4 protein-coding genes are annotated in these 3832 nt (G+C 50.3%); all 4 read right to left on the reverse strand.

Going from position 1 to position 3832, the window contains the following annotated elements; genetic code table 11:
• Nucleotides 1–448 precede the first annotated feature (448 nt).
• The 4 genes from ABYW01_RS16320 to purU all read right to left on the reverse strand — a co-directional run bounded on the left by ABYW01_RS16320 (nucleotide 449) and on the right by purU (nucleotide 3620).
• Nucleotides 449–1267 (reverse strand): replication protein P, encoded by an 819-nt coding sequence (locus ABYW01_RS16320; RefSeq protein ID WP_372834709.1) that lies wholly within the window; start codon nucleotides 1265–1267, stop codon nucleotides 449–451.
• Complete coding sequence (locus tag ABYW01_RS16325) at nucleotides 1185–2144, reverse strand: DnaT-like ssDNA-binding domain-containing protein (RefSeq protein ID WP_372834712.1); 960 nt, start codon at nucleotides 2142–2144, stop codon at nucleotides 1185–1187. The genes ABYW01_RS16320 and ABYW01_RS16325 overlap by 83 nt, the downstream gene beginning before the upstream one ends.
• 99 nt (nucleotides 2145–2243) lie before the next feature.
• The gene (locus ABYW01_RS16330) at nucleotides 2244–2651 is read right to left on the reverse strand and encodes a CBS domain-containing protein (RefSeq protein ID WP_372834715.1); all 408 of its coding nucleotides are present in this window, start codon (nucleotides 2649–2651) and stop codon (nucleotides 2244–2246) included.
• Between the two features lie 114 nt (nucleotides 2652–2765).
• Nucleotides 2766–3620 (reverse strand): formyltetrahydrofolate deformylase, encoded by an 855-nt coding sequence (gene purU, locus ABYW01_RS16335; protein ID WP_372834717.1) that lies wholly within the window; start codon nucleotides 3618–3620, stop codon nucleotides 2766–2768.
• Nucleotides 3621–3832: the final 212 nt, after the last annotated feature.

Consider the following 3832-nt stretch of genomic DNA (forward strand, 5'->3'; position numbering starts at 1 on the left):
AATACTGATACGGCCGTGTTGTTCAAGTTTTTTGATTTCACCTTTTATATCAATGGGCAAACCATCATCAAGGCAAAAACCAACGAGGTTATCTAAGTCTATAAATAATGCGATACGTTCTTTCTGTTCCATTTAATCAGTTCCTATTGATAAACGGTACGCTGACAGGTCCAAAAGATATCGCTATAGATCCACCTCTCCCTGTTTACCAACCGGAGGAGCTATCTGTATCTTCAGGGGTAACACTACCCTCACAGCCACACGCCAACTTCATCGATAAATAACGATCGATAGAAATACAGGCTATGGATAAGATCAGGTAACGACAACGCGTAAGAATGTCTGAAAATCAGACGAGGTCAGTGATAATGCGGTATTTTTGTGACAACTACCAGAACAGAGCCTGGGAAAGGCTGTTCCCTCTGGCAAATGCGGCAGAGGGCTGTAATTACTGATAGTCCTGCGGCAGCTGAATTCCCAGTTGATCCGCATCTTGCTGTGCGATCTGCTGGAAACGCGCACGGGTCGCACTGCCTTTAGGTTTCGTCAGGTAATAAAGTAACTTCGCGGCAACCTGTGGCTCCAGCTCCTGCTCTTCACCCCAACGCTGAATAAAGTCCACCAGCGTATTATCGCTCTTGTCTTCAAGCGCCACCGGAACTTGCTGGTCGAGGTTTTCACCGTCACGGGCGCGTCGGCACATCACCTGATAGTGATAATTAAAATCCCCCACAACGTGGGATTCATCTTCGCTACGCAGACGGAACCAACCAGTTGCTTTACCCGCCTGGTACACCGCTGGATGGCTCCAGTTGTGTTTCGATGGGCGATCGGCATGCATACAGGCTTCAATATATGCGTTACGGACGGCAGGCAAACCGTCGTCACCTTTCACTTCACGTAAAATGGCCAGAAACTCTGACACGGATGGCATCCACGCCAATGTTTCTTTACAACGATCAATCGCAATGACCAGCTCAGGCTCACCAAAACCCCGCAGGCTGAGCGCCCATTCCCGTTTTGCCAGGCTGAGTTCATTCTGTGTTTCGAAACAGCTTTTGAATTTGTGACCATAAATCGCCATAAAGCGAGCAAAGATCATGTTCACCAGCACTTTGGTTTCGTTGCTTATGGGTTGCTGCTGCGGCTGTTCTGATTGCTGCTGAGAAACCTGAGCCTGCGCGCTACCAGTCGGTGTCCTTGATGTCCATGATGGCTTGGGTAACCCGTTTTCGGTTTTCGCGAGTATCTCTGCGGGAGTTTTCATGGTTAAAGCCTGTCTGTTGCTGTGCCTGACGCTGTTCACGTCCATCGCGTGTTTGTTTCTTGACCCATTCCCGTTTAACCCATCCCAGGAACTTCTGATCCCAGCTGGTTTCACGACGGTCCTTATTCACCCAGTAAAGCACAAATTCATCAATCGATTCACGGGCAAATTCTTCACTAATACCTTGTCGTGCCAGCAACTCGAAGAAGTTAGATGACGGCTGCCATCCCAGGAACATGGCATGAAGATGCTGATTTCGCTCTTCATGCTGTTCAAAAATCACCTGTAGCTCACTTTTGTGACGCCGCCAGCCCGTACTGCCGCCAAAAGCAGGCGCGGGTGTACGCGATTGAGTCGCTTGACGCGCGGGTTGGCGTGTTGGCATCTGAGGCCGAACGGGTGGCTCTGCTGATACAGGGGGCGTCTCATATGGAATCGGCTGGGCCGGAGGCGTCGCCATCCCCAAAGGCGGTGCATCCACCAATGGCGGAGGCTGATCCATCACGCTTAAGCGACTGACCACCTCAACCTCTGACACTGGCTCTGATTCTCGCTCTACTACCTGCTCTGAGGTCTCTGGGATTACAGGTACAGCGGCAGCCGTTGATTGATCGTCCTGCAACAGGACGATTTTTACCAGCGTTTTGCTGAGGCTGGCGTCAATGGCCCCCTGTTCAACCAGGCTATTGGTCACCATCGCCAATTGATCCTGTGACCAGAACGGAACCAGTTGGCGCCAGCTGTGAGCATCAAGCTTAATCTCGCGCTGCCCAGAACGCAGGCGCAAACCCGTACGCTGTGACAGCTGATGGTAAATACCCAGCAACAACGCCTCTTCCAGCCCGAATCGTTCAGCCAGAGAGGGGTAAATCAGCATAGGTTGTTCCGGAATCTGATAACCCATCAGCAGTTTAATACCCTAAAAATAAGAAGGCCGCAGACTAAGCTGCGGCCTCTGGAAACACAGCGTATATACTCAGCCGTCTTGTGCGAACGTCTCAACTGCACGCAATATATCACGTCGGCTGATCTGTCCTATCACCTTATCCCCTTTCACAACGGGCAAACGACGACGACCATTATTAATAAATTCTTCCGCTACCATGATGATATCAGCATCGTAGTTGACGGTGTGTACCTCTTCCACCATGTAATCACCAACAACACCACCCATCTCTTCTTCATGATAGGTCAGTGTGAGGATTGCACGCAGACAATCAGCTTCAGATAACAGACCCACCAACTTGCCACTACGGTCAATCACCGGAGCCCCGGTAATCCCGTATTCGATAAGCTGGTTTATGGCATCAAACAGATCTGTTTCAGGTGTGAAAGTCACAAGTTTTTCACACATGTAGTCCTGAGCTTTTACGGATCTCAGCATTGTTTTTCCTCCTTGGTGGGCTGTCCCCAGAGACAACATCATGGGTGTTGAACCCAGCCCTTATCCTTATCTTTATACCAATCCCCGCTGACTCGCAACGCGAAAAGCCATACTTTAGTTAAATACGACCGTTTTATTGCCCTGAACCAAGATACGATCCTGCAGATGCCAGCGTAAACCACGCGCCAGCACGGTCTTCTCCACATCACGTCCCAAGCGCACCATATCTTCCGGCTGGTCCTGATGGCTGATACGGATCACGTCCTGATCAATGATCGGACCGGCATCCAGATCTTCAGTCACATAGTGACAGGTTGCACCGATCAGTTTAACGCCACGCTCATGCGCCTGATGATAAGGCTTAGCACCCGCGAATGACGGCAGGAAACTGTGATGGATGTTGATGATGCGATGCTGATACTGCTCACATACATCAGATGGCAGAATCTGCATGTAACGCGCGAGGACGACCGAGTCCGCTTCGTGTTCGTGAATCAACTCACTGACACGGGCAAAGTGCTCCGCCTTATTCGCTTTATCCACAGGCACATGGAAATAAGGAATGTTATGCCACTCCACCATGCTGCGCAGATCATCGTGGTTAGAGATAACACACGGGATCTCACAGTCCAGCTCCCCCTCATGGTATCGATAGAGCAGGTCTGCCAGACAGTGTGACTCACGGCTCGCCATGAGGATCACTTTCTTCGGACGCTCGGAATCATGAATTTCCCAACGCATATTAAATGACTGGGCAATAGGCGCGAACGCGTTTTTCAGTTCTTCCAGAGAAAAGGACAGGGACTTCGCTCTGATCTCAACCCGCATAAAAAACCATCCGGTGCTGGGATCTGAATGCTGGTTAGCATCTGAAATCGAACCACCGTGACTGGAAATAAAGTTACTGACCATCGCGACGATACCTACCCGGTCCGGGCAGGCCAATACCAGTCTGAATCTGCGTTCCATCTGTCCTTCGTCTCCACACCACTACGCTGAAATTGCGGCTATTCTATCAGCCTGTTGCACGCAGCACTATTCAGTGGGCCGCAGTTTTCAGCGTGGATGAAATAACGGCATCAGGATTCATTGAATAACTGGTCACTTTTTGCTGCACAAACAAAATCGTTACGATGCAGTCCATGGATCTTATGGGTATACCAGATCAGACGCGCATACCC

The organism is Pontibacterium sp. (assembly GCF_041587635.1).
Classification (GTDB): Bacteria; Pseudomonadota; Gammaproteobacteria; order Pseudomonadales; family Balneatricaceae; genus Pontibacterium.

Coding starts and splice junctions, on each gene's coding strand:
- ABYW01_RS16330 (WP_372834715.1), bottom strand. CDS start 2,651: ATGCTGAGATCCGTAAAAGCTCAGGACTACATGTGTGAAAAACTTGTG.
- purU (WP_372834717.1), bottom strand. CDS start 3,620: ATGGAACGCAGATTCAGACTGGTATTGGCCTGCCCGGACCGGGTAGGT.
- ABYW01_RS16320 (WP_372834709.1), bottom strand. CDS start 1,267: ATGAAAACTCCCGCAGAGATACTCGCGAAAACCGAAAACGGGTTACCC.
- ABYW01_RS16325 (WP_372834712.1), bottom strand. CDS start 2,144: ATGCTGATTTACCCCTCTCTGGCTGAACGATTCGGGCTGGAAGAGGCG.